Genomic DNA, 26,191 nt, shown 5'->3' with positions numbered 1-26,191 from the left:
TGATATTAGAAGTTTAAGTTCAAGGAAAGCGTGTAAGAAGGTACGATAGGCAGGCCGCGCTGACCTGTCAGGTAGTTCAGGGTTTCCGGGTCCACATCATTACCGCTGAATACAAATTTGTATGGGTTCTGCACCTGGAAAATCACTTTAGGCTTATTAAGGTGAACCCGTTTCGCCAGCTGATCGTTTACGTCCCAGGTAAGCGTCACATTACGCAATACCAGGAAATCCATCTTCCTGAAAAACTGTGTACCATAGCCATATCCGGTGAAAACACTGAAATAGCCTGGTTCGCCATATGCCGGAGGGAAACCGGGAATATTGGTATGTTGCTCGTCGCCCGGTTGCTTCCACATATCCTGGATGCCGTTTACCGGCCTGTCGTCATAGATAGTAGGAGGCGCTATCCTGGCCACATTACCACCATAATACATGATGAGGAAATTCAGGCTGAAATCGTGGTACGTAAACTGGTTATTCAATCCCAGCACATAACGCGGGTCATTTACCCCCATAAAACGCATACTGCTAAAAGGCACATCACGTTTAGGGTTATACGACAATACAACCGGCTTACCATCAGGACCAGCCACCGTAGGTTGTCCCTGGGAATTCAGGCCAAGGTAGTTATGTCCAAATACAGCGCTGATCGGATAACCCACCTGGTTTTCCGGATAGGTCACCCTGGTAAAGTCATAGAAGCCGTTGAACATGTTAGCCACCTTCAATACCTTGCTGTTATTGAAAGATCCGGTAATCTGCGTCTGCCATCTGAACTTGCCCGCAGTAATATTCACCGTATTCAGGTTGATATCCAGCCCACGGTTTTCAATGCTGGCGTTATTCATCAACGCGTTGTTAAATCCTTTTGTAGGATCTATCTGTATACTGGAGAAAATATCTTTACCACGTTTAATGTAATAGTCTATACTACCAGACAAACGTCTGTCTAACACGCCAAAATCTACGCCCACATTATAATTCATGGTTTTCTCCCAACGCAGTTGGTTATTCCTCAACGTAGTCACGTAATAACCTATTTCCGGATTAGGCACATAGTTGTTCAGGCTTGTACCAAGGATGGTATAGGGACCACTCAGCTTAATAATATTTCCGTTGTAGCCGGCAGACAAACGCAGTCTTAATTCCTGCAACCAGTTGGCGCCTACCAGGAAATTCTCATTATGTGCATTCCAGCTGAAACCTGCCGACCATAGCGGCGTATAGCGGAATTTAGGATCTGAACCAAAAAGGTTAGACTGATCTATACGAATGCTTCCGGTCATGTTGTAACGGTCGTTATAGGAATAGGCGCCGTTGGCATACCAGGAAACAAAGCGGTCATCGAAGTATGTTTCCCTGAAGAAATCCGAGAAGGAAGTATAATCATCTGCGAAGCTACTCATAGGCACCAGCTCATCGGAATAAGCAGGGAATATCATTCTGTTACCGATCAGGCTCAGATCCGCAGGTTTCATGGATAGGGTATTATTATCATATCCGAAAGTAGTATTCAGCCTGCTGCTCGTTGTGAGTCTTCTTATTTCTGTACCACCCAGCAGCGAGATATCATGTACGCCACCGAACTGTTTATTATAGGTAAGCTGTGCCCTGGTGGTGTAGGTAGTGGTGAGCATATCTGTTGTCTTATTTACGCCACCTTGCGGAAAACGGAATATAGGCTTGTCTGTCAGCGGATCTCTGTCTGCATAGTAATTCAGCATCAGCCTTGTTGTCCAGGCATTTTCAGAAGCATAGTCTGTCAATGTAGACAATTCTCTTTCAAATACACCTCCTAATTCCAGGTGCAGTGCGGGTGTGATCTTCGCACGCAGATTGCCTTGCAGGCGAAGCATATTACTTTTGTTAGTCGTTTTAGACTCCAGCATTTCCTGGTAAGGATAGTACCAGGAGTCGTAAAGACCCATGGCCATATTGGCCGCATTACGGTCTGCACCGAGTGTACCGTACTGACCATCAAAGCCATAATAGGCGCCGTTGTATGGAGAGAGATAAGCAGGTAGGGCATTACCGTTAGCATCCCTGAAATGCTGGTATGGACGGAAAGAAGTATAGTCCGGTACAGGTACGCGTTCATCGTTGGTATTGGCATAAATTCCCTGCACATCCAGCGTGAATATCTTCATAAAATCATAACCTCCTCTGTAATTCAGCACGGTTTTGCTGAAATTGGAAAACTTATCACTGCGCTGGTTATCTACCCTGTTAATACCGAGAAAATAGTTGCTACCTGTATTGCCGCCGTTCATACTGAAGTCGATGGTACGCAACTGCTGGTTTTGCATGAACAGGCGTTTAAAATCATCCGTATTATCATAGTTGATATACGGCGCCAGCATTTCGTCCGCTTTCGACTGACTGATACGTCCATAGTACAGGTCATCTGCAATACTGAAAACAGGGGTATAGGTACCGTTGGTCATATCCAGGTATTCCTTATCCATGCCCTGTTCAATAAACTTCTTCGTGGCATAAGCCATTTCAAAATCTACATAATCTTTACCACTGGCCAGATTCAGCTTTTTAAAATCTGGCTTGGGGCGCCAGGTATAAGCTGCGTTCAGGTGAAACTGCGGCTTTGAATTGGTACCTTTCCTGGTATTGATGACCACCACACCATTAGAAGCACGAACACCGTATATAGCCGCAGCTGCAGCGTCTTTCAGCACGGTGATAGATTCAACGTCATATGGGTTGATGGATTCAATATTTATTTCAGTCGGATATCCGTTGAGTACGATCAAGGGTTTTTTGATGGCCTGAAAGGTAGATACACCGCGGATCGTAAACGGCGATGCGTTATCATCGTACACGTTGCTGTTGTTTACTTTCAGCACCAGTCCGGCGATGCGGCCTTCCATATTTTCAATGATATTACCGGAAGGAGGCACGCTTTGCAGGTACGACTTACGGTCCAGTGTGGCGAAGGCGCCTGTCAGCTGTGTTTTCTTCAGTTGCTGGTAGCCGGTGCTTACCTCTACCACATATTCATTCAGTTGGGCCACCACAGGCAACAGCGTAGCATTGAGTACGGACGACTCATCCGTCACCTGCATCTGCATGGGCTTATAGCCGATATAAGTCACCAGCAGTACTTCGCCTTTAGCAGCTTTTATCTGGTAGCGACCCTGTTCATTGGTAGTAGCGACGTAGCTTTTACCCATAATGGCGATATGAGCACCTGCCAGCGGATTGCCGGCAGTATCCCTTACAATACCGGTTACCAGATCGGGCTCAGTAGCATTGTCTGCATCTGTTATTTTATTGGAAGATGATTTACGTATAACCGTAATCGTTTTACTCCTGATAAAAAAATCCAGTTGCTGTTCTTTTAATACCTGCGCCATAAATTTCTCCAATGGCATATTGGTAGCCTTTATGGTAACAGGTTTTGCTGATCTGATAATATCGTAGTTGGCAACAATATTATACCCTGTAAGCGTTTGTACATCGGTAAATACTTTCTCCAGCGGTGCGTTGTTTACCTGCATGGAAACAGTCTGGGCACGGGCAACTATAAACAACAGTACCAGCGGCAAAATGAGCAGGACTCTTTTAAACTTCATGGCAGCGGAATTTGGTTGATTTACATAAAAGAATATCGGGAGAACAGGTGGCCTAACCATCCTCCATTATTATAAATGACGGTCACTTAAATTTTACGGTGTTACGATCAGTCTGGTTCCATTGTTTTCTATTTTGAAGTGTACGTCAGACTTCTCTAAAATCAGCAGTACATCGCGTAGGGGAAGACTTCTTTCCATGCGTCCCCAGAAGGTGATATCCGGTATTTTGCCTTCATAAAAAACGTCTATATTATACCATCTTGAAAGCTGTTTCATCACTACTGTTAAAGGCAGTTTATTAAAGTCGAACAGGCCGTTTTTCCAGGCGGTAGCCTGTGCGATAGCCGCTTCCGGCAATTGCTGGATAGTGGTATTGCCGTCGGACACCCTAGCCGCCTGGCCTGGTTTCAGCTGCTGGCGCTGGTTTCCGCTGGTGATGGCAATGGCGCCACTTATCAGCGTTGTTTGCGAGCTTACTTCATCCGTATAGGCGCTGACGTTAAAGGCTGTCCCCAGGACTTCAATTGTTTGTCCTGTAGCGGTTTTGACGCTGAATGGCGCTTTTGGATTGGCAGCCACTTCAAAATACGCTTCGCCGCTAACTTCCACGACACGTTCTTTTCCGAAGGACAGCGGGTATCGCAGACTGGAAGCGGCGTTGAGCCATACGGAGGTACCATCGGGAAGTATCACCCTGAATTGTCCCCCGCGTGGCGTTGTAAGCGTATTGAAGCCTGTAGCGGCCTCGTTGTGTTGTTGTTGATAGATGAGTTGGCCCTGTTGCTGTACCAGCGTTGTTTGCTGTTGTGCAATCTGGCGGGAGCCTGCGCTGTCCAGTATGACCTGTTGGCCGTTGGCCAGCGTCAGTACGGCTTTGTTGCCGCCGGGCTGTGATACCTGTACGATAGCCGGAGGAACAGGCAGCGTTTGTTTCCGGTAAGGCAGGATGGCCAGCATACCCAATATGATGGCGGCTGCTGCCCACCAGCCTATACGGAGAATGGTTGGTTGTTTCTTTTTACCTGCCGGCTCTTCAGCAGCATAGATAGCCTGTAACATCGAAGTCATCTCTGCCTCAGAGATATCCTGCATTTCTTTAGGAGCTTGCAACAGCGCAGTGATCTGTGCTTTCACCGCAGCCTCTCCTTCCGGCAGCTGCATAGCGTCAGATAGCTCTTCCCGCTCTGCTTCAGTAGCGGTGTTGTTTAGTATTTTATATATTAAGATGTCTGTTTTAGATGGCATAATATAGGTGTCGTATCAGCGTCCGGGCACTGTTACTTATATTGTCTGTTAAAAAATATGCTTTGGGGGGGTGACTGAAAAAAAAATTTTAGCGGATATTCACAAGGAGGAGTAAAACGCCCAGTGGCAGCTGTGCCAGGCAGTAGGCCCTTACTTTCCTGGAGGCCTCGTCCAGGTTATATTTCACTGTTTCAGGAGAAATGCCCATTACTTCGGCAGCCTCATTTCTTTTAAGTCCTTCGAGCTTTATCAAACGATAGGTTTCCTGTTGTCGTTGTGGCAGCCGGGAAATGGCGGTATGCAGCAGTAGGGTATATTCTTTTTCGAGTAATGGGTCAGCGGTGTTATAGCCGGCATCCAGACTATCATCCAGCGATGCTGCCGACATTGCTTTTTCTTTCAGGGAAAGTTTAAAAGCCGTATAGATGGTATTTCTTGCTACCGTATTGAGCCAGGCCGGAAAGTTATCGATTTCAGTCAGGGTGCTGCGTTGCAGCCATACTTTCAGGAATACATCCTGGAGTACTTCTTCCGCCGACTGGCGGTTATGCAACAGTTGCAAAGCGGTTGTAAAAATATTGCTTCTGTACATTTTTACCAGTGCAGCAAATGCCTGCTGGTCGCTTTGTGCCACCAACTGAATAAGCATACCTTCCTGTACCGACTGATCCTTCATGCGGCTAAAAATAGCAAATAATTATTTATCTCCCGGGAAAACATCTTTTTAGAGATTTCATGTTTTAATAAAAAAAATTTAAAAAAACATATTCGAGTGAAAAGCTTACTGGTATTATCTTCCAAGCTAAATAAATTTTCCGGAAATATCTAAATGATAAATATATTTTCAGTTTGAGAAATCCTTTTTGTTCAGGGATTTTCGGATGCATAAATGCAATAATTTGCATACAAACATTGTTTTTATGACTCCACATCAACTTGAAAAACCGACCCCGGAAACCGGATATCCCGCCATATGGGATTCCTTCACAGAAGAGGAAACATTGAGCTACCGGTATGTTTTTATCGCCGACCAGCCATGGCTGGTTTGTGAGGATGCAGCACCATACCATACTTCTGCCTATGGCATAAGACTATCGGAAGAAGCATGCGCATTAATGGAACAGGTGCAGCGACCGGTAAACCAGAAAACGCCGGTAGGTTATAACCGCGCCTTCCTGGATAATTACAGACCCAATACAGATAGTTATTTAACTGCAGAAGAACTTGAACGGCTCGCTGCAATAGGAAGTACGGGATTGGAAACCGCACCTGCCGGCACCTATGCAAAGAATATTCTCAATAACTTACTGATCGATCTTGCCTGGAACTCCAGCCGGCTGGAAGGAAACTCCTATTCATTGATTGATACAGCGAAACTTATAAAAACGGAAAACAGCGATTCCACCAAATCACTGATTGATACGGTCATGATCCTCAACCATAAAGACGCGATTGAATATATCGTTGATGGTGCGGAACATGTTGAATTTTCTCCCTACCATATCCTGGGCCTTCATGCTAATCTGGCGTATGAGCTAATGCCCGACCGTAAGGCTGTAGGCCGCCTGAGAAATATCCCGGTTGGCATCGGCCGTTCTGTTTATAAGCCTGTAGCCATACCTCAGCTGATTGAAGAATTATTTAATCTGATGTTGGAAAAGGCCCGGCAGATCAATCATCCATTTGAGCAGGCATTCTTCATCATGGTGCATCTCCCTTATCTCCAGCCATTTCAGGATGTCAATAAGCGGGTATCCAGGCTTGCCTGTAATATTCCACTTATCAAACACAATCTCATTCCACTCTCCTTTGCGGAGGTACCAACTGATTTGTACACCAGTGGCCTGCTGGCAATTTATGAGCAGAACGAAGTGCAATTATTTAAAGAACTATTTATGTGGGCATATGAACGCTCTGTGGCAAGATATGCACAAATAAAAGAACGCATCAAACCCGACCCATTCCTTACAAAATACAGGCAAGTTATTAACAAAACGGTCATGCATATCATTACAACCACGCTGGGTAGCACAAGCGCACAGCAGGTACTCAAAGGCATTACTGATAAATTACATCCATCAGATCGGGAGCGTTTTACGCTAATTGTTGAAGAACAATTACTGGACATGATTTCCGGAACCCCAACCAGGCAAATATCCAATGAAACTATTTTCAACAATTGGAAATCCGCCTGGGATAACGACTAAAAAACAAAAGGCAGGTTGTTATTTACAACAACCTGCCAACATCTATCTATAAAAAAATAATATCAATTGGGCTGCATACCATATACCGGATTGCCCAGTGTAATCGCTATCAGGCTCCCATCGCTGCTCCAGCCAGACAGGATATTAGCCGGACTTAAAGTACAGGTATAACGTTTGGTTCCAATAGGTGCCGCCGTCACTTCTACAGTCAGCGTACAAGGGTTCAGGATAATCTTTGCCGCCACCGTTTTGTGCTCAGAAAATGGCTGTACCGCTACCTTTGGCGTACCCGCTACCGATTCAAAGTGATCGCTGACCAACATATCCGCCTGCCATACAATCAGGCTCCCATCTACCACCACCGTATATTTATAGTTAGTCAGGTACTCCCTGCCATTAGTTCCCGTAAACCAGACATTCCAGGAACCCTTTACCGGGTTCACGATCGTAATTTCTGCCGCAGCAGGACCCAGCGGATCACCCTTGGCCGGATCAGCAGTAACATAAGGCTTGAAAAATGGCTGAGGATCACAAAAAACCTTCGCTTTGAGCCGCGTAATCTGCGCCTGTGATGCATGACAAAAAAGCAGCATACCCGACAACAGGAAGGTACTTAACAGGTACTTCATAATATTCGTTTTTGATGATGAATAGGACAATAGTTGGTAATCCGACAGATGAGCATATCATTCCTTTGCCTGTACGTTGGGGCGTACAGCAAAATTAGCCTTCACAGCATTACAGGAATAGTAAAAAATCGCAGGTAATTCCCTGCTACCGTTGAATTTATAGAGATAGGGTTAATTTTCTTTCAGATGTATCTCGTACATGATATCGCCGCGGCCTTCGACGGGGTTAATAAAACTAATATCCGCACGTTTAATAACATTATTGAGGTCTGCTGCCGTATATACTTTATCGTTATTCACCCTGACCCTTGTACCGGCGCCGGGAATTTTAACCTGGCCATTACCACCCACCAGGTAATAAGCACCATCCAATACCACAAAAACCTTATCACCGGCGTTCTTCTGTCTGTCCAGCTTCCTATCCAGCGTCCGCGAAGCGATGACGGTTTCCAGGCCTGATTTCACCACGGCATAGCTGTTGCCGGGTAAGGTATTCACTTCCTTAGAGAACACCTTTTCCCTGCTTCTTACCGTAGGAATACCCGCATAGAAAACGGTGCTCCGTTCACCTTGCAGGGCTGCCCAGTGCAATGTGCTGCTGAAAGCGGTGTACCCGTCTTTCTGCATATTAAAGTTGAAAGCTATATCGGCAGACTGGTTAAAGGAGAGCTCCAGTTTGTAATACCCGTTTTCGTCTGTTTTCCCCAGCAGCTGTCTGTCATTGTTATAGATAGACATGCCCGCCACCGGCTTTAACGATGCGGCATCTACCACTATTCCCGCCATAGTGATATGTTGTGACTGTGCCAATACCATATGGAAAGTTCCCAATAACAGGAGCAGGGAGAGCAAGGGTTTAAACAATTTTTCCATGGGCGTATATTGTATCCTAATTTAAGCATTTTTAGGATGCGAATACACTGACTACCACCAGTTTATTTCCCGGTAATGGTGGACGCAATATCCCAGGGATTTACGGAATATCAATACATATACCGCTACTGATACCAGTAAATATGCGACACCTCTGGGATCTAACCAGTTACTTCCCCGTAGAAAACAGAACTCAAAATACATCCATGCAAAGGAAAGCGCCAGTAATCCCATCGCTGGCATTAAATGCAGCCGGAAAGTATAGTACAAGGGTATGGAGACCGTTAAAATGTTAAATATCAGCGGAATTATTAGAATAAACAGATAGAAGTAAACCGGAAGCAGGGAGCCTTCCCAGGCTTCCAGGTTCCAGTTGATCAGTAAACCTGCCATTAACAGCCAGTTTAGCAGCAGGTACTGCAACACGTGTAAAAAGGTTGGCTTAGGCATATACGTCAGATTGATAATACAAAGTTAACCTTTGCCAGCGGATACCGGTTAGCACCATCAGCCAATGCCCATCATTTAACATTTCCGTTATTGCCGGCCTACATGATAATTTTCGAAAATTTCTAAAGAAATAAGTACTAATTTAAGGTTCACGAATAATGAAGAACCATCTGGCCGACATCCTCCTGGCTATCGCTGATTAGACCGTCACCTCCACGGTAGTATCACTATTTATTCATCTATTAATTCCACAACATGATACGCAAGCTTCAACTGCTATTCGTAACCCTTGTATTCATCATTTCCGGCTGTAACAAACAGGAAGCCAATACCCTTCAATCATTAAACGGTAACAAAAAAGCGGGCCTGGCCACAGTAGGCTCTCCTGTAGGCGACGTAGTAGGCAAAATCACCGTCGGCTACCAGGGATGGTTCGCCGCTACCGGCGATGGCTCCCCCATCAACGCCTGGTGGCACTGGACACAAAACTGGGGCGCCTCCCCTTCTTCTTCCAATAATGGTATCAAATCATGGCCTGATGTACGCGACTATACCACCACCTACCCCACCGCATGGGCAAATCTGAACAACGGCAGCACCGCCAACCTGTTCTCTTCTTTTAACGACCAGACAGTAAACACGCAATTTTCCTGGATGCAGCAAAATAATATCGACTGTGCTGCATTACAGCGTTTTAATCCTACCGGCGGCGAAGGCCCCGTACGCGATGCCATCACCGCAAAAGTGAAAACAGCCGCAGAAACATATGGCCGCAAATTTTATATCATGTACGACGCCAGCGGCTGGACCAATATGCAAACAGAAATGAAGGCCGACTGGACAAATAAAATGTCTGCATACACGTCCTCATCTGCCTATGCAAAACAAAATGGTAAACCAGTGGTATGTATCTGGGGTTTCGGGTTCAATGATGACAACCACCCATGGTCTGCCAGTGTATGCCTGGACGTTATTAACTGGTTCAAAAGCCAGGGCTGCTACGTCATTGGCGGTGTACCCACCCACTGGCGCGACGGCAACAGCGACTCCAGGGCCGGCTATATCTCTGTTTATAACGCATTCAACATGCTTTCCCCATGGATGATAGGCCGTATCGGTAATGTATCAGATGTAGATAATTTCTATACCAACGTACAAACACAGGACCAGAGCTATTGCAACAGCAATGGCATCGACTATCAACCTTGTGTGCTTCCCGGCGACCTCCAGGAGCACCAGCGTGTGCACGGCGATTTCATGTGGCGTCAGTTCTATAACATGACCCGCCTCGGTGCACAAGCTATCTATATTTCCATGTTTGATGAGTACAACGAGGGCAACCAGATCGCTAAAACTGCGCCTAACAGCTCACTCATCCCTGCCGGTTCCGGCTTTGTAACACTGGATGAAGATGGTACTGCCTGCAGCTCCGACTACTACCTCCGCCTCACCGGCGATGGTGGCAAAATGTTTAAAGGCCAGATAGCACTAACGGCTACACGCCCTACAGCGCCTATAGTTGGCGGCACCAGCATCCCGGCGCCCTATGGCAGCGTCATCACACTGAAAAGCTCCAACAATCTGTATGTAAGCAGTGAAGATGCCACCACGCATATGAACGCCAACCGCACCGTAGCACAGGGCTGGGAACAGTTTACCGTTGTCAATCCCGGCACCAGCGGCAAAGTAACCCTGCAAAACAGCGGCTACTACGTTTGCTCCGAAAACGGTACCCAGGCCATGAACTGTAACAGAACAGCCATCGGCCCATGGGAACAGTTCGACTGGATCGATAACGGCGATGGCACCATTTCCCTGCGCGGCAATAACGGCGCCTACGTCAGCAGCGAAGGCGGTACCGCCAACATGACCTGCACCCGTACCACCATCACCGCAACGGAGAAATTCAGGGTCAACCAATAATCCCCCATGGAGGTGACATAACCAGACTACCGGAAAATGGAGCATTTCGCAATACTACCTGCATGTTCTATTTCCCGGTAGTCTTTTTTATAATATTACCACGATGCTATGTTTGGATTATTTGAATGGCAGGCGGGAAAAATTTCCTAATTTAATGTCATTATTCAAACACAACTATTCAATGGCACAAACGGCAACCATCTATAAATTGCAGGTATCTGCATTCCTGCGGCTCTCTACCAGTGAGAAAGGTACGCCCCCGTGGAAGTTTGCCATCAGCGACACCAGCTTCCCCAAAACCTTTATGGCACTCGAATACCTGATCAACAAGGCTACCGGCAACGAACATATGGCCCTGGTAAGAGAAATATTCACCCCCTCCTGCGCCCTCAACCATGTAGATTTTAATGTAGAAGAAATTACCGACGACCTGCTCAACGCAGTAGATTATGTACTGCCATTCATCCCTCCTTCCATGGTAACAGAAATAAACAACCTGCTGGAAACAATTTCCGCCAGCGCCATCCTCGACTGCTACCGCCCGGAAGAACTCAATGCAAATCACATCTACCCGGAATTCTGGTTAACAGAACATATCACCATCCTTATCCCCGACTTCGAAGCTTTAAAAGATATCTTCCGCTCTGCCAGTGAAAATGAATATTACCTGCTGAGTACTATCGAATAGTTGCCCGCAAAGGAGGAAAGCTTCACGGCGCAAAGCTGCTGATAAAATTCAATTGCACCGCAGCAACTATAAATTCAAAGTTAAGTAACCTTTCTATTCACATAGGAAGATCCCTATCACCGCTCAGCGCTCAAATAGATGGATTCAAGCCGCTTCAATAAGGGTAATAGTTCCGGACTAGATGGACGCGGTGCATCAGGAACCAATATTTCACCATTAAAGCAAATGCAATATCTCGGGATTGTTTTAATCCCACCAATTTTCCTTGCAATGGACAAGGAATCTTTACTTTTTACCCAGTAATTATAAGAATAATCTGTCAGCCTATCCTCTCTGGAGGCATTTTCCCACGCCATAATATTTTTATCTATTGACATAAATACATAGATAGTTCTCATGCCCGATAATACTGCCCGATGTTCTTCCCACCTTTTCATTTCTTCTCTACACGGCACACACCAGGAAGCCCAAAAGTCGATATACAATAACCGATTAGGAATAGTAGGAATAGTATCCGAAGGGCTGTTTTTCGTAACCAGCTCCCCTCTACCGAAACTAACAGTATCTTGTAATCGCTGCAAATAATAGGAATAAACATCTGCTTCACGATGTGTACTACGCCATAACTTCCAAACAATTCCTGCAGATTTACCTGTTTTCATATCGGCAAATAATATATAGGATAATGTTTTGGGCGAAAAGTATTTTTCAAGGTCAATAGCAGCCGAAATATTTTTGCAGTGTAATAAAAATTTATAATAAGCAAAAGCAGCCTCTCTATAATAATAATTCTCCATTAAACTATCCCGTTTAAAAACCATTGAATCCTGTACTGGCAAGCCGTTGATACATTCCGCCTTTCCTTCCAGCATATAGGGCAGATATGTAGCCAAATATCTCAGGTAAGTAATATGCACTTTCGCATATGCCTTCATCCTTGCTGATAATCTACCTTGCTCTTCTGTGCTGTCTAATACTGCCATCTGGTTTAGAAAACGCTTTTCAATACTACTTTGCCTGGCAGCCAGCCCTAATATCGACATTCCAGGTTTTACGGGTTGTGTTGCATAGGGGCCGAAATAGCCGGAGGCATTATTGATTGATCCGGCCATAAATACCAGGTCAGCCGGATACTGCATACTTTTCAGGTTATGAGGAAGCAAAACCTTATCTGTGTAGGAGAAGAGAATAGAATCTCCGGGAAAAATAATGTAAGGGCTAAACGTGCGGATATTGTAAACCAGAATGGTTGCTGCAGAAATATTCAAATCGAACTTATATAGCGTGTCTTTCATTCCACCATTTGCAGCCAACCTATGCTGATCCTGGAAAGAATCATAGTAATAGAAGTTCATTAATTCTCCAGGTCGGACTTTTAACAAAATGGTTGTTTTGGGTTGAGCAACTCCTTGTACATACAGGAGGAAAATAATCCAGAAAGATATGATCTTAGGCATGATATTAATGAGGATTGAGTTACTGCCAATTGTTGGCTGGTCAAAATCGAACATAAACGCTGACAATGGCCTGAACATGAAATTGTGCAGGCCATTGTTTTAACTAGTCTATCTGTTCAATGAAGCTGTATTATCAGCAACTAGAACAGCACCAGGCTCCCCCTAGTGCCGAGGCGATTTGCTGGGCACATTCAGCAGAATATCCAAAGGACCAGTTACCTTCTCCAGGAGCCATGTAAGCGCAGTTTCCGCTACCGTTAGCACCATCACAGGCACAATAGACCGGCCCTGTTCCGCAATAGCCATATGCAGAACAACATTGTCCGTTTGGACAAGATTTACCTTCTGATCCGCATTGGGTTTCCGCGGTAGATCCTCCTACTAACCGCTTCAATTCTTCTCTTGACAGAACGCGGTCTTCCTGAATTTGCAGGGACTCAAGACTTAATCTGAGTTTTCGCATAGTTTATTCATTTTTAAATTAAAAAAAACTGGTATTTTCTACAATGACCAGTATACCAAAATCGTTGTGCTATTTATACGACAAAATTTTTCACATCAGCAATAGTGTAGATATCAGGAAGTTGATATCCATTTATAAAAAATGTAGGTGTAAAATTGATTTCTATCTCATTACACCACGATTTCATTTTATCTAACTCAGGCCCATACGAATCCAGGTCATCCACCATATTATAGACCGCTGCAAATGCAGTATAGCTCGTATATTTATTGGAATACCAATCATGTAATGCATCTTTGAGTAAGGCCGTATCATTTAGACGCGCGATTGCTACCAGATGTATTGCAGGTGATCTTTTTACATCTGTTATATCATTAGAGGCCGTAAAAATAATCTGTACCTGAATATCATCTCCCAATGAAAGTAATTCTTCAATGTCGGAATGGGATTTCGCACATGGCGGACAATATGGATTACACACTTTAGTTATGACATGACGTGGGTTGTTACTACCCAGGAGAATGCCCAATCCCTTTGCTGTATCGCCAATATATTTCTGGCGAACCGACATATTTTCAAAAACAGTTTGATTTGTTTTTAACCGGGTCAACTCTGTTTTAGTGGCTACAGACTGCTGTGACGATAAAAAAACATCTCTGACAAGCAGCCATGAAAGGGAAGGAATGGCGAATGACAACAAAAATGAAATCCAATTAACTTTACTCCAGTCCAAATTAGTTGAGGCTGAATAACATGAAAGAACAACCTCCATAACAAGGATAGAAATTATCACTAAGCAAAAGGAACACCATTGTTTAATAACCCTCCACTGATAGTACAAGGAAAATGTTATCACAGGTATGGTGGTCAGACTTAATAAAGACAGTATACCAATGGACTCAGCAGTCAAACCAGAGAAAAGCAACATTATCATTCCACCACAGAAATAGAAAAAGGCCGCCTCTCCCATTGAAATAAAGCCGCCAATTTTTGCGGCACCGGAATTCATGACAGCCTCGCAATTAATATGCTCTCCAGACTGACAATACTTCTGGAGCGTTGAATTCTCCTTATTAAGACCGTACGACAAAATTAAAAAAGACACTGCCGTTCCTGCAAATTTCGACAACATAAATAAAGCATTTATCCATGCCGAAATTCCATTGGTATAAAACTTATTGGAAATTGTTGCCAAAAGAGCAAATATCAATATAGCAATTGGAGCAATGTTCAATATCTGCTTCTTAATTTCAGTTCTTCTATTTTCCTTATAGTTAATTTCCCCAGCTTGATCCAAAGGCTCAACAAACGTAACAACAGGCGTCCACGTTTCTAAAAAATCATCCAACGAAATTTCCTTCCACTTCTGGGAAGTAAAAGCCGAATACACCACCTTTTCATCCGTGATGCTTTTGATTACGGTAAACATACTACCTACTCCGGCATTTACCTGTGTCAGAAATGGTGTCGGGTACTTCAACAATTCTTCTCGTCTACCCTGAATGGTAATATTATCAACATTTAAATGCATTAAAGTATCACTAATACTGAGTAAACTCGGAAACTCCGGATGTTCACCTAATTTATTTGACAGTAACGTCTGTGTGATATTCAATTTAAAGCATTGTGCGAGCGCTCGGGTAACATTCACACAGTTGTGATTCTCCAATTTGTTTAGCAAAAAAATGGACATCTGACTATAATTTAATTGAAAGGTTATGTCTATTAACTTAAAACGACTACTTAAAGCAAATTTTAATTGTGTCAACATTTCATCTCACTTAAAACAACAAAGCAAGAAAGAGTTAACGATGGGTATTTATTTAGTTTATAAAAAAATATGCAGGAAAACAGCTACCACACCTTACACTTATTTCAGCACGATTCCGATATGCCATTCAAGAATCAGCGCAACATCTACCTTCATAAAAACACCACAAGCAATGGCCTTCATTTTCAAAGGCACTAAAAAAAATCAAATCGCTACAGCCTCATATCGTATCTCAGTTATGCCCCTTCACCTTTAGCCGGTTTTTTCTTTTCTCTCAGCTTACCTGCATCAAATACCTTTTTCATTGCATAGAGAAATTTATATAAAATGGGTTCTGTCTTTGTCACCACTTCTGCGTCGGCAATTAAGCCATCCCGAAAAGGAATGTCCATATTTCTATCTGTTCTTAAATGTGGAGGCAAAGTAACTATCACCGAAAACTGTCCATCTTTATCCGGAATATCACCTATAGACGAAACAACCCCCTTCAGCTTCCCATACTCCTGAAAAGGAAAGCTCGACAATCTGATTAACACTGCTTGCCCTACCGCTATTTTACCGAAGCTTTCCTGTTGCATTTTAAGTATTCCAAAATAATTGGAACATGCAGGAGCAACATAGAAGATATCGTCCCCTGACAGCACTTCTTGTTTCTCCTGAACCTGATCACGCATTACTATCCTGCCATCAATTGGTGCCACCAAAAGATAGAGCTTCTTCCATGTAGCTATTTCTGTGGACAAAGTTGTCAGTGCCTGCATAAAATCATATTTTAACTGCACCAGATCACTCTCCATTTGCAACAGCTCTTTCTTTTTGGACAGTTTATTTATTGTATTCGATATTAAAGAAGACGATACGCTTTCCATTGGAATTTTTCGTTGCAGCATCTTAGACTGCTCCATCCTTAATTCGGTGGGTGCTATAACTTTATCTTCATATAGCATTTCTTTCATTTTAAGATCCTGTAATGCTACATTGTACTCAGTATCATATAACTGCTGCTGACGATAAATACTTTCCCTGAGTTCATCGTTACTACTAATTTCCTGACAAAGCAATTTTCTGCGGGCTTCAAACAGTCCATCCCCAAGAATCATATGAACCTTGATGTATACCGTGTAAAAGGCATTGTATGATGTCTGGATTTCTCCGAGGTTCTTATACTTTCCAGGTTCTATTGAAATCTCCCCCCACTTTCCGTCTTGTCCTAAATTCCATATAGTATTTAACTCATTTGATAGCATTAAGACTTCTTCATGATCAGCTACAGATTCCATATAGGCCAATACCTGGCCTTTCTTCACCATTTGATTTCGCTCTACGGCTGTATGCATAATTCTACCACTAACACGGCTTACAACAGCCTTAGGGCTATTCCAACTGGTCAATTTAAATGCAGCAGGAATGGTATCAGCATACTTAACAAACAACGTTGTAATAAATAGTAGTACCACAACAAATAGAAACCCCAGAATACCCCAACGCAAAAGTCCTCTTGGCGGCTTTCCTACAATATCCTGAACGTCTTCACTTTGAAAACTATTTATATTTGTTGACCTTGGTTGAATAGGCATATGAAAGCAAGTTTAATTCCCTAAAGCAAGTTGTTCTTTTACGAGCGCATAATAATTCCCGTGGGCGGCAGTCAGTTCTTCATGTGTCCCTTGTTCTATGATCTGACCTTTCACCATTACAACTATCTGATTTGCATTTTTGACGGTACTCAACCTATGTGCAACCACCACCACTGTTTTACCAATAAAAAAGTTCTTAAGATTATCAAGTATTTTTGCCTCATTAATAGCATCTAATGCATTAGTAGCTTCATCAAGAAAAATAAACGCGGGGTTTTTATAAACAGCCCTTGCTATTAATATCCTTTGCTTCTGCCCGGCACTTATTCCATTTCCGTTACCTCCGATCTTAGTATTATAACCCAATGGCAGCGACTCAATAAATTCATCTATGCATGCTGTTTGCGCCGCCAGTTTCACTCTTTCCATATCTGTCATTTCATCCGATATACTAATATTGGCGGCAATTGTATCAGAAAATATGTAACCATCTTGCATAACTACTCCACAATTCCGGCGCCAGACACTACTGTTAACATCGGACAGTCTGCCATTACCTAATTTAATGTCACCTGCAGTAGGATTATAAATTTTCAACAGTAGCTTTAATAGCGTTGTTTTACCACTTCCGCTAAGGCCAACGATAGCAGTTGTTTTACCTTGTGGGATCAGAATATTCAAATTTTGAAGAACATCTTCATTCCCCGCACCTGGATATTTAAAATGCAAGTTTCTAATTGTCAAATCCAAACGGGAAGGAAGTTCATTAGACAGCAGTGACTCATGCTGCTCTTCATCCACCAATGCATGTATTTCATTTACTCTGTCCAGGCTAATCTTGGCAAACTGAAGTGATTGTGTTAATTGAATCATTTGTTGGAATGGACTATTCAATTGCCCAATTATATATTGAATAGCTACCATACCTCCTAAAGTCAGTCTACCATCAATGACTGCTTTGGCGGTAAGAAAAGTGGTGATAATATTTCGGCCCTGATTAATAAAAAGTGCTCCTCCTTGTTGTATTTGATCAACAACCATCGAACGTATATTAATTCGGTATGCTCTTGCCTGAATCATCTCCCACTTCCATCTTTTTGTCTTCTCACAATTATTCAACCTGATTTCTTGCATTCCCTGAATAATTTCTATCGTCGCATTCTGGCCTTCAGCACCATTATCAAACTTTTGGTAATCCAGTTTCTTTCTAACTTTTGCAAACATGAATATCCAAAGGAAATATAACAGGTTACCTATCAGAAAAGTCACAAATATTGTAACATCATAAGAAATGATCAGGAAGGTAAATACAACAAAGTTAACAAGAGCGAAAACGGCACTTACCAGCGTACCCGACATAAATGACTCTATTCTCCGGTGATCATTCATCCGTTGTGAAATATCTCCCACCTGCTTTACATCAAAATAGGACAATGGAAGCTTCATCAACTTCACAAAAAAATCCGTCAGCAAAGTGAGATTAATCCTGCCACTAACATGCAACAATGTCCAACTTCGTAAAAACTCCATGACGGTCATTCCGACCAGAATCATTGCCTGACCTAACAATATCAACATTACCAGGTTCATATCTGACGTAGCAATACCTACGTCCACAATTGCCTGGGCTAAAAAAGGTGTAACAACCTGAAACAGACTAATTAGCAACAATCCGATAAGTAGGAGAAAAAACATTTGGCGATGCTGCAACAGGTAATCTATCCCCTTCCTCACCCCTATGCGAGTATCCTGGTTATCCTTTTCGTATGTTGCAGATTTGAATTCAAGTGTTGGCTCAATTGCCAAAACCGCACCTATGCCCTCATTTGACATATTATGCGGGCTCCATCCGGCCATAAATTCACTATGCTTTAGTTTTAATTTTCCATGTGCAGGATCGGCCACAAAAATATAGGAGGAAGAAACCTTATATACAACGATGAAATGTGACTGCTTCCAATACACTATACAAGGAAGTATCAATTCATGTTGCAGCTGATCAAATGTAATTCGGGCAGCAAGTGTCCTAAGGCCAATCCTCTCGGCAGCCTCACTAATCCCTAATAAAGAAACTCCTTCTTTTGAAATTTGACAGTATGACCTTAATTGTTCCTGCCTGATTGATCGACCATAGTATTTTGCAATCATTCTCAGACATGTCGGGCCACAATCCATCACATCATATTGTTGATAAAATGGGAAACTCATGGGTAGTAATCTGAAGCAATCTTCATTGAGTTTTTAAAACGGTTCAAGGATAGTATACTCTAACAACAGTAAGATAAGGGCATTCAGTCATCGGCATTCAAACTGCTATCTAAAGTCGACGGATAAATTCAAATGTTAACAATATTATTTAAACGAATAATGTTCGGAAAAATTAAAATTAAAAACTGAGAAACAAAAAATCCAGCAATAAAAACATGGAACAGATAAGTAAAAATAAATACCGCCAATTATTTCTTTCTAAGCAAAAACATAATATCAACACCTGCTGTACACACATCTTCTGGGTTACGGTTAACCTAAACCTAAATATTTAAAATACTATTTTATCACAAAGTTTTTTTTGACAAAATTTCCTAGTATAAAATCCAAAACAAACGCTGCAATAAAACGTATTTTCAAGATCATTCCATCTGTACAAAAAGTTTAAAAAATAGAAGTCCATATCGCTGCAAACCAAGCAGCGAATTACATTTCACAGGATTCATAAAAATTATCCTGTCAGCATTTTTTACTCAATTTCACAATCGATATTTATCCCGATTTAAATTGAAACGGATGAAGAAAACGACCATCCTTTAATTGCTAACATCTGATAATTTACATAGCTGGCATTCAACATCGAAAGCCCAAAAAGCCTACATAAAGGGTCTGCATTTTTAAAATTGATTTCATATGAGTAATATCAACGAATGGTGGGACTTCATCCTCCCAATCGCATATAACGCAATGACCCGCCAATCTCGAAGAGATGGTCGGACCATTGCGTATATTGCTTAACAAAATTATTTCGCCAATGAAATCATCGCCGCTACTTCCGCAACAGCTGCATCATCGCCACCACTGAAACCTGTAAAGCGGAAACGGATGTTCCCAGCTTTGTCAATCACAAACTTTGTTGGAATACCTGTCACCTTGTAGCTTTCCACCACTTTATTGACGCCGGTAGCAGGATCTTTCAAATCCATCAGCACCTCAAACGGATAGTTATTGCTGGTCACAAATTGCTTTGCATTAACAATGGCTTTATCATCTTTTTCCCAGGTATGTACAAATAAAAACTTCACATTCGGATCATTCTTAAATTTCTCCTGTGCTTTTTTCATAGCAGGGAAAGATGCCTTACATGGGCCACACCAGGTAGCCCAGAAGTCCAGCACTACTGTTTTTCCTTTCAGGTCCGACAGCTTAACGGTATTGCCATCCACATCTTTCAACACGAAATCAGGTGCTGTTTCGTTGATGATCTTTGCTGCAAATTCTTCACGCATCTTAGCATCCAATCCACCTTTCAGCGAATCAACATAGGCATCAAAACCACCGTTGCCACGCACTTTGGCATATGCCTCTTCCAGCATTTTCTTACTGTTGCCGTTCAGCATACCGGCAGCGCCAATAGCAGACAGGCGACTGAAAGCCTCTGCATAGTCACCTTTATAAAGCAGGATCTTCGCATAGGTTTCGTTTACGCCTGGCCGTACCGGATTTTCAGCGTCTATTGCACGTTTGATATATACCAGTGCCGAATCATACTGCTTTTGTTCGAACAGCATATTTACATAAGATGACAGGTAACCAGGATAGCCGGTTGCGGCAAACTGAGCACCATAAGCATCCTTCTTCACCGTACGATAGCTGTAAGACAGATCAATGGCTTTTTTCATCAGTTCAGCTGCTTCTGTATAATGCTTATTCTTCGCCAACCTGTTGGCAACACCTGCCCAGCCTTCGCCTTTCCATACATCTGTTTCAGTCATGTTAGCATATTCTACTGCTTTAGCTACATTGTCTGCCACTGCATACTCAGAAGCTACACTGTTACGGGCATAGTCATACACGATCCTGTCCGGACCGAATTTCTCCGGCGGGAATTTTTTAACCCAGGCTTTATACAGCGCTTCTTTCTTTACAGGATCTTTTTCATTATAGACCGTCTGCACAGAATCGGTGCGAACCAATGCACCTGCAGGATATCGTTTCTTAGCCACCACCAAAATAGAATCACTGATTTTGTTTTTCTTCATGGCGAAGAACATATTGGCAGCAGTGCTATAATCATCTTCTTTCTTAGCAGTCTTCAGCAATGCATACATCTTGTTTTCCAGCAGGGCTTTGTCCTGATCATTGCCCATTGCCAGTTTACGATAGTATTGCTGCAGGGTGTCAGCATTATTTTTCTGCTGTGCCCCGGCGGCACCTGCCGTCAGCAGGCCACCGCATAATAAAATGGGAATTAGTCTTTTCATAATTGGTAATTGATTTAACTATTAATTAGTATATCCCGGGTTCTGGGTCAGCTTAGGATTGGCCACACGTTGTGCATCCGGTATCGGATACAGGATATCGGTGCTGGTCCAGGTAGCAGGCCTGATACCGCTCATCACATCATCTGCGCGTGTTTTACTGGTCGGGCTCACCAGGCTAGGCGTACGTTTCAGGTCGAACCAGCGATGTCCCCATTCGCCGAAGAGCTCTGCTTTACGTTCCTGTTCTACGGCTGCCAGCAAACCTGCTTTATCCAGCGCGTTGTTAAGCACAGGCAATCCTGCCCTGCCGCGGATAGTATCCAGATCGGCGATGGCAGTGGCATTCAATCCCTGCTGCGCCCGTGCTTCCGCACGGATCAGGAACTGCTCTGCATAACGCAGCATCACGTTATATTCGGTTCCAAGGGTAGCACCGGAAGCGACTACACGTTGTTTGTATTTGGAGATAACATTGTAATTACTGCCTGCAATTGCGGTACGCGTTACCCAGTTGGTCTTACGGAGATCACCAGCTTCAAATGTGTTGTAGATGGTGTCTTTCAGGGTTACGCCCGGAATTGAACCGGCAGGCGCAGCAAAGCTCCCGCCGGCGTTATCCTGGTTGGTTGTATAAATAGATAAACCAGTAGTGGTAGCCAGCTGCCACATAATCTCGTTACTGGTATTAGTGAAAACACTGTTGAGGTCTTTATTCAGACTATATATTCCTGAGCCGATCACAAGGCTCGCAGTAGCTTCTGCGTTTTTGTAATCTTTGGTATATAGATATACTCTTGCCAGCAGCGCGTTTGCTACCTGCCTGTTGATTCTTCCTCTCAGCGAACTTGGATAAGCGTCTGTGAGCAGCGTAGTGGCGTCAGTCAGGTCTTTGATCACCTGTACCCAAACCGTAGCTGCCGGCGTACGTGCAAGCGTGGCATTACCAATAGGGTCATCTGTCAACGGCATTGGTACATCCCCAAAGTTGTTGACCAGCTGGAAGAACATAAAAGCTCTCCATACCTTGGCTTCTCCCAGCAATTGATTTTTTACAGAAGCAGAAAGTTTGTCGCTTCTTTCCAAACCGGCATGCATGGCATTCGCCTGCGCAATTACTGCATAACAATAGTACCAGAGATTTGCCGCCAACGTATTGGTGATCGTTACTGCGCTATTGCCAAACTCATCGTAGGCAGCAGCCGGAATATTATTCTGCAACTCATCTGAAGATAAACCTGGTATCTCTGTCATGGGAAACAGCATAGACCTTGCACTGCTGTTATTGTAAATACCCAGTATGGCGCTGGTAGCAGTAGCATCTGAAGAAAAAGCCTGGTCAAGTCCTACCTGATTCACAGGCGGGCCTATTTCTACCAGTCGTCTGCAGGAAGAAAAGGTACAGCCACTCAGCAACAAAATTGCAATCGCCTTTTTATTTATTTTGAATGATAACATGACTAATCAGATTTTAGAATGAACAATTAACACCGAATACAATAGTTCTGAGCGGCGGCATAGCAATGGCGCCGGTTCCCAGTCCTGGCGCTCCGCCGGAAACGCTGGTCTCAGGATCGTATATGTATTTGTTCTTTGCCCAGGTAAATAAGTTCTGCGCTTCTGCATACACCTTGAAATTGCTGAACTTCATTGCTTTCAGCCATGCCTGCGGGAAGCTGTAGCTGATATTCGCAGATCTCAGCTTCAGGTAGCTCGCATCCCCCCATAAGGCGGTAGAGCTGCTGTATTGCGTATAGCCGTTATAGATAGGTTTGCCGGAAGTAGAGGTGGCAGCCGGAAACGCAGCTACATCATCTGCTTTTCTCCACCTGTCTATTACACTGACATTCTGGTTATTTCTGCTGTTACCAAGTGGCGTGTTGATGTTATTGGTAGCACCATTCCGGTGATTATACTGGAAGAAGAAAGAGAAATCCCACTGACGATAACTAAACGTATTGCTGATGCCACCAAAAAACGGCGTACCTGCATTAATTACCTTGCGATCATTGTTATAATCAATAACACCATCTTTGTTCAGGTCCTGGTACTGCGGAATACCTGTTTTAGGGTCATAGCCGGTATAAACATATTTCCTGGCTACATCAATAGGCTGACCTACCAGGTAGCTGCTGGCATAAAAAGAGTTCTCAATACCAGGGAAGCTCACCAGTTTGTTTTTAGGGAAGGTGATGTTGAAAGAGGTACTCCAGCCAAAGTTATAGCGCTTCAGGTTCAGCGTATTCAGTTCCAGTTCAACACCACTGTTTTGTACCAAAGCCGGCATATTTACCACATAGCTGTTATAGCCGGACTGCGTTGCCAGTGAGGCAGACAACAGCTGGTCGCTGGATCTGTTCTGGTAATAATCACCGGTGAATTTGATATTATCTTTCAGCATACCCAGTTCCAGGCCGAATTCCAGCTTTTTAGTGCTTTCCCATTTTACACCTGGATTAGGCAGGGCGCCACGGTATAGGGCCAGCTGATTCTGATAGGTTCCTGCAGAGGATAATAATGGCAGATAGGTATAGTTGGTAATCTGGTCGTTACCGGTAGTTCCATAGCTGGCTCTCACTTTACCATAGTCTAACCAGGTCAGATGATCTGTAAAGAAGTTTTCCTGTGTAAATACCCATGCTGCACCCAGTGCGCCAAAATTGGCGATGGCGTTATCAGGTCCGAACCTGGAGCTGGCATCACGGCGGAAAGTTAAATTCAATAAGTATTTTCTGTCCCAGCCATAATTGATACGGCCATAGGCAGAAGCGTATTTATAATCGAAGTAGTTATTACTGGAAACTGTTACCAGACCGGCGCCTGCGAGTGTTCCCAGCAATGCTTCGCTGCTGTAGTTAGTACCATTCAGGTAATTACCATTAGAAAGACTCCGCTGTAAAGTACCACCCACCATGGCATTCAGGGTAGATTTGCCCCAGTCGTAGGTATAATCCAGCGTAGGTTCTACGATATAGTTCTGTGTTTTGTTAGTAGTAAATATCGCAGAAGAGGTAGGATTATTCACCGGGTTATAGGAAGAAGCAGGATTTCTTGCGTTCTGGTCCAGGCCGGTGGTGGAATAACCTGCGTTCAGTTTGAAATTAAGATTTTTAATGATGGTATAGCGGAGATTGGCGCTTGCCATAAAATTGGAAGTAGTATTATAGATCTTCCTGTTGAGCAATGCCAGCGGGTTGTTAAAACCTGTTACCCATGCCAGGTTGCCATCTTTATCATACAGCGGCATATTTGGTGGCAGGTTATAGTATTGTGTCAGATCATTGGTAGGCAGCACGCTGTTATCATTGGAATAGTTAACCGTGGTGCTGATATAGAATTTATTGTTGGAAGAAGTATGATCTGCTGTGAGTCGGCCGGTAAGGCGCATATCATTGAAATTACCCGGATATACGGTTGTTTCTTTATGATAGCCGCCACTCAGGAGGTAATGTGTTTTGCTATCACCACCTGAAACAGAAGCCTGTGCATCCGTAGAACGTGCAGTACCGCCAATCAGGAGTTTCTGCCAGTCGGTGTTGGCGTTCTGGTCCCATTGTGTAAGTTCAGGCGCAGAGGCAGTAGTAGGAGTAAGGCCATCGTTGGCGAATGCCTCTTTTCTCAGCTCGAGGTACTGCTGCGTGTTCATCATTGGGATGAAGCGGCCTACTTTTCCTGAGCCCGTATATACGTTGGCGTTAACCCTTGTTTTACCTGTTTTACCTTTCTTGGTGGTGATGAGAATAACACCGTTCGCACCTCTTGCGCCATAGATAGCAGTAGCGTCGGCATCTTTAAGGATGTCCATGCGTTCGATATCATCCGGGTTGATCATGCTGAAAGGGCTGATACCACCGTTGGCACCGCTGGTACCCCATGCGTTCATGTTGTCAGATACTGGTTGTCCGCCGCTATAGTTGGTGAAAGGTACGCCATCGATAATATACAGTGGCAGGTTACCATTGTTCATGGAGCCCTGGCCACGGATCTGCACTACTGCAGCGCTACCAGGCAAACCGTTTGCCTGTGTGATTTGTACACCCGGAATACGGCCAGGTAAGGCTGCCAGCACGTTGGATACCGGCTGTGTGGAAATTTCTTTGGCCGTAATAGAACTTACAGATCCTGTATTCAAACGTTTGGTAGTAGTACCGTAACCAATGATCACCGCTTCATCCAGCGCCTTCACGACCTGGCTCATCGAGGTATTGATAACACTTCTGTTATTGACAGGCAGGGTCACGTTGTTGAAGGAAACATACGAAAATACTATGCTGGCATTTTCCGGTACACTTTTCAGCACATAGTGCCCTTTTTCATCCGTCATGGCGCCGAAGGGCGTACCTGGAATAACAACAGATACAGATGGCAAAGGATTACCTTTTTCATCTGTTACAGTACCCGTTACCGTGAGACCTTTTTCCTGCTTTGGAGCCACATTTTCGGGCTCCTTTGCACGGATTACAATAAAATTACCAGACCTGGAATAACTCAGTGGCTGGTTGTTAAACAATAATTTCAGCACCGCATCCAACTCCTCATTTTTTACTGCAATTGTTACAGGGCCTGCCTGTTTCAACTGGTTTTTACCATACACGAAATTAAGTCCTGTTTTTTTCTCAATTTCCTGGATAGCTTTCTCCATGCTGCCTCCACTGAGGCTCATGGTCACCTTCTGAGCAAAAGACTGTACTCCTGCAAGCAAGCAGCAGAACAGCAGACATAAACCGAACGTTTTTGCACTTACTTTTTTCTTACCTGATCGCTGCGAATGGAGTCGTCTCCCTGGCTTTTTTACAAGCATAGCTTTTTTTGGTTGATAGTTGATTAATAATCCCGCTTATATAGCGGCTGA

General features: G+C 43.7%; 16 protein-coding genes. 3 read left to right on the top strand and 13 right to left on the bottom strand.

Features of this window, described 5'->3' with window-relative positions:
• Positions 1-5: 5 nt before the first annotated feature.
• From F3J22_RS29265 to F3J22_RS29255, 3 genes are all read right to left on the bottom strand, one after another.
• The gene (locus tag F3J22_RS29265) at positions 6-3,587 is read right to left on the bottom strand and encodes a SusC/RagA family TonB-linked outer membrane protein (protein ID WP_167021519.1); all 3,582 of its coding nucleotides are present in this window, start codon (positions 3,585-3,587) and stop codon (positions 6-8) included.
• A 93-nt stretch (positions 3,588-3,680) separates the two neighbouring features.
• A complete protein-coding gene (locus F3J22_RS29260; RefSeq protein ID WP_167021518.1) occupies positions 3,681-4,832 on the bottom strand; it encodes a FecR family protein in 1,152 nt (383 codons plus the stop codon).
• An 88-nt stretch (positions 4,833-4,920) separates the two neighbouring features.
• Positions 4,921-5,508, bottom strand: coding sequence for an RNA polymerase sigma factor (locus F3J22_RS29255; protein ID WP_167021517.1), 588 nt, complete (start codon positions 5,506-5,508; stop codon positions 4,921-4,923).
• 244 nt (positions 5,509-5,752) lie between these two features.
• On the opposite strand from F3J22_RS29255, the gene F3J22_RS29250 reads away from it, so the two are divergent.
• Positions 5,753-7,039: a Fic family protein gene (locus F3J22_RS29250; protein WP_167021516.1), complete on the top strand. Its 1,287-nt coding sequence runs from the start codon at positions 5,753-5,755 to the stop codon at positions 7,037-7,039.
• A 62-nt stretch (positions 7,040-7,101) separates the two neighbouring features.
• Here F3J22_RS29250 and F3J22_RS29245 read toward each other — a convergent pair whose 3' ends face one another.
• From F3J22_RS29245 to F3J22_RS29235, 3 genes are all read right to left on the bottom strand, one after another.
• Positions 7,102-7,668, bottom strand: coding sequence for a hypothetical protein (locus F3J22_RS29245; RefSeq protein WP_167021515.1), 567 nt, complete (start codon positions 7,666-7,668; stop codon positions 7,102-7,104).
• A gap of 171 nt (positions 7,669-7,839) precedes the next feature.
• Positions 7,840-8,541 (bottom strand): hypothetical protein, encoded by a 702-nt coding sequence (locus F3J22_RS29240; RefSeq protein WP_167021514.1) that lies wholly within the window; start codon positions 8,539-8,541, stop codon positions 7,840-7,842.
• A gap of 51 nt (positions 8,542-8,592) precedes the next feature.
• A complete protein-coding gene (locus F3J22_RS29235) occupies positions 8,593-8,991 on the bottom strand; it encodes a hypothetical protein (protein ID WP_167021513.1) in 399 nt (132 codons plus the stop codon).
• A 255-nt stretch (positions 8,992-9,246) separates the two neighbouring features.
• On the opposite strand from F3J22_RS29235, the gene F3J22_RS29230 reads away from it, so the two are divergent.
• Together F3J22_RS29230 and F3J22_RS29225 are read left to right on the top strand one after the other, a co-directional pair.
• A complete protein-coding gene (locus F3J22_RS29230; protein ID WP_167021512.1) occupies positions 9,247-10,914 on the top strand; it encodes a lectin in 1,668 nt (555 codons plus the stop codon).
• 154 nt (positions 10,915-11,068) lie between these two features.
• Entirely contained in the window at positions 11,069-11,602 is a 534-nt protein-coding gene (locus F3J22_RS29225) for a DUF1877 family protein (RefSeq protein WP_167021511.1), read from the top strand.
• Positions 11,603-11,718: 116 nt separating this feature from the next.
• Here F3J22_RS29225 and F3J22_RS29220 read toward each other — a convergent pair whose 3' ends face one another.
• The 7 genes from F3J22_RS29220 to F3J22_RS29190 form a co-directional block, all read right to left on the bottom strand.
• Positions 11,719-13,059 (bottom strand): hypothetical protein, encoded by a 1,341-nt coding sequence (locus tag F3J22_RS29220; protein WP_167021510.1) that lies wholly within the window; start codon positions 13,057-13,059, stop codon positions 11,719-11,721.
• A 536-nt stretch (positions 13,060-13,595) separates the two neighbouring features.
• Entirely contained in the window at positions 13,596-15,215 is a 1,620-nt protein-coding gene (locus F3J22_RS29215) for a vitamin K epoxide reductase family protein (RefSeq protein WP_255492094.1), read from the bottom strand.
• Between the two features lie 314 nt (positions 15,216-15,529).
• Positions 15,530-16,870 (bottom strand): HlyD family secretion protein, encoded by a 1,341-nt coding sequence (locus F3J22_RS29210; RefSeq protein WP_167021508.1) that lies wholly within the window; start codon positions 16,868-16,870, stop codon positions 15,530-15,532.
• Positions 16,871-16,882: 12 nt separating this feature from the next.
• Positions 16,883-19,078 (bottom strand): peptidase domain-containing ABC transporter, encoded by a 2,196-nt coding sequence (locus F3J22_RS29205; RefSeq protein WP_167021507.1) that lies wholly within the window; start codon positions 19,076-19,078, stop codon positions 16,883-16,885.
• Positions 19,079-19,881: 803 nt separating this feature from the next.
• Positions 19,882-21,342, bottom strand: coding sequence for a TlpA disulfide reductase family protein (locus F3J22_RS29200; RefSeq protein ID WP_167021506.1), 1,461 nt, complete (start codon positions 21,340-21,342; stop codon positions 19,882-19,884).
• A gap of 21 nt (positions 21,343-21,363) precedes the next feature.
• Positions 21,364-22,797 (bottom strand): RagB/SusD family nutrient uptake outer membrane protein, encoded by a 1,434-nt coding sequence (locus tag F3J22_RS29195; RefSeq protein ID WP_167021505.1) that lies wholly within the window; start codon positions 22,795-22,797, stop codon positions 21,364-21,366.
• 13 nt (positions 22,798-22,810) lie between these two features.
• Positions 22,811-26,140 carry a SusC/RagA family TonB-linked outer membrane protein gene (locus tag F3J22_RS29190; RefSeq protein WP_167021504.1) on the bottom strand — a complete coding sequence of 1,110 codons (3,330 nt, stop codon included), beginning with the start codon at positions 26,138-26,140 and terminating at the stop codon, positions 22,811-22,813.
• Positions 26,141-26,191 lie beyond the last annotated feature (51 nt).

Source organism: Chitinophaga sp. Cy-1792 (assembly GCF_011752935.1).
Classification (GTDB): domain Bacteria; phylum Bacteroidota; class Bacteroidia; order Chitinophagales; family Chitinophagaceae; genus Chitinophaga.
The sequence above is the reverse complement of the archived record's forward strand: the minus strand, read 5'-3'. Positions and strand labels throughout refer to the sequence as shown.